Annotated in this window: 1 protein-coding gene; it reads right to left on the bottom strand. The window is 63.6% G+C overall.

The features are described from left to right. The coding region (locus VB672_RS22540) for a DNA translocase FtsK (RefSeq protein WP_329786432.1) at positions 1 to 1,084 on the bottom strand (1,084 nt) is incomplete at its 3' end. Positions 1,085 to 1,901: the final 817 nt, after the last annotated feature.

The following is a 1,901-nucleotide window of genomic DNA, read 5'->3' as shown; positions in this document are numbered from 1 at the left end:
ACCGGGCGATGTCGTCGGCCAGCGAGATCACCCGCGACGACTTCGTCCCAGGCGCAGGCTCCAGCTCGTACAACGTCACCACAGGACCGGGGCGGACGTTGATGATCTCACCCTTGACGTTGAAGTCCCACAGCACGTTCTCGAGTGTCGCAGCATTCTCCTGCAGCACTTCGACCGGCACTTCGGCGCTGTCCCAGATCTTCGGCTCCGCCAGAAGATCCAGCGCCGGAAGCTCGAACTCGAACGAGGCATGCACCGGTGCGGAGACCCCGACCGAGACCGATGCATAGCTGTCGCGGCTCTCACGACGAAAGCTGTCATTGGCAGGGACGGGAACAACCGGAGTGTTGCTGGGGCGCGGCGGGTTAACAACAGCGGCACGGCGCGGCGGCGCCTCGACGACCTCATCGTCAATGGGGCCGTCGACATAATCCATGTGCGCGTTGACATCGTCCTCGTCATCCTCCCACGGCAGCCCTTCGGGCTCGACGGGAGGCGGTGGCGGCGTAACGCGCGCCAGAGCCGCGACCGGCGGTGGTACCTTCTTCACGGCAGCGGCACTCTCCTCCCGCTTGGCCTGAACGGGCGCAGCTGCAGGGGCCGGCATCGAGGACGTTGGAAGCGTTGGATCCAGCAGGTAAGTCCCAGGTTGCCACATGAAACTATAGGATCGCTGAACGGCAGGAAGCTCGTAGGCAAAAGGATTGCCCTTGATCGAAGGCGCCGTCGGCTCGGCCGCCTTCGGCACGGCGGGAGGTTCAGCGGCAGGAGCGGCTGGTACGTTCCTCTGAGGCGTCTCCCCGCGCGACCGCACGGGTGCGACCCGCTTGACCTGATCCGGAGCATGAGACGGAGTGCGCGTGAAAGCGCGTGACGTTCCCTGTCCAACCTCCTGCGAGGCTGCTTTGCTCTGGAGCGCGAGCAGTCTCTCCTGGACGGCCGGAGCAGGATCGGCTGCCCGGACGGACGCGATCTCTTTCGCCTGACGTTCTGCAACGTCCGGTGCCGAATGGGGAGTTGTCTGCAGCCTGCGCTCCTTCAGAACGCGTTCCGGCGTGCGCGTAAAGCGGACTTCGGGAGACATGGAAAAGGACTGTTCCCAGACCTCACCGCGGGGTGCGCCGTTCGGTCCCCTATCGCGCGACGCCCGGCTGTCAGCACCTTCCCGGGAGCGAAGACGGTCATCAGCCATTCTCGATCGCGACAGACCCGGCCCGGGATTGCCCACGGTTCGGCCCTCAGGCTCCTGATGTCGTGCTGGAGCCTGGATCTGGCGAGCTCCTGCCATTGAGGCCTGCGGAAGTCCGACGGATGGGTCATTCTCTCCATGGCCGTGGGCTTCGGGGCGCTTTTCATCGTCCCGCGTGAGGGAGCCATAACCCTGGGCGGCGGAAGATGGGGACCGTCGTTTGAAATGCATTGGCTGTTTATGGTGTTGGGGCCGAACCGGTCAGCCCGAGAGGAGGTTCGATCCGATTACGCCTGCCAAAGGTAAAAAGAGGATTAGGAGACGCGCGGGAGGTGGTCTGCCGCCAACTTGTCCCCAGCAGGACATGCTGTTCGAATGCCTTTCAAAAGTGGGGCGAACACCCCATATTCGTTGAGAAGCAAGGCGCTCCCCCTCCCCTCTCTTCATGGCAAGCAGCGAGACATAGAAGATGTCTCTTGCAAATGTGCCGGGAGGGTTTATATGAGCGCCTCCTTCCGGCTGGTTTGCGTGAGCGGGCGAGCCGGAACGATTTTCCAGCAGGGCGGACTTCTTCAGGCTTCAGACCACGCGGTCTGGGCGGGTCCTGCGGGTATTTGGCCCAGCATCGTCTGGGTTTGGCCATGAGCGTGGTGCGGGTTCGGCGGGTGTCGGGCGTGTGCGTTGGGCTCCTCTGGCGGTTTTTTCCAGCATG

Origin of the sequence: Microvirga sp. CF3016 (assembly GCF_036314085.1) — a bacterium.
Lineage (GTDB): Bacteria > Pseudomonadota > Alphaproteobacteria > Rhizobiales > Beijerinckiaceae > Microvirga.
Note: the sequence above shows the minus strand (reverse complement) of the source record. Positions and strands in the feature narration are given on the sequence as shown.